Genomic DNA, 221 nt, shown 5'->3' with positions numbered 1-221 from the left:
GGTTGTACCACTGCGCTAATAGTAGGTACCGGTGGCGTCACTGGTTGTGCATTGATGGTTTTACTTGATGAAGGTATTGAAACACAAGTGCCTAATGTCGCTGTAAGGGTGTAATTACCTGCTGGAGCTGTTACAGTATTCCCACTAATTGTTACTCCTGCAGAAGGACTTGCCGTATATGTATAAGAAGCATTGTAATTTGTAATCGTAAAACTTCCTGT

The 221-nt window shown here is 42.1% G+C and carries 1 protein-coding gene; it reads right to left on the bottom strand.

Translation table 11 applies throughout. The features are described 5' to 3' along the window. The coding region (locus K5R64_RS13110; RefSeq protein ID WP_220764066.1) for a hypothetical protein at nucleotides 1-221 on the bottom strand (221 nt) is incomplete at both ends.

The sequence above is a fragment of the Flavobacterium sp. UMI-01 genome, from assembly GCF_019656315.1.
Lineage (GTDB): Bacteria > Bacteroidota > Bacteroidia > Flavobacteriales > Flavobacteriaceae > Flavobacterium.
This window is presented reverse-complemented; position numbering and strand designations above follow the sequence as displayed.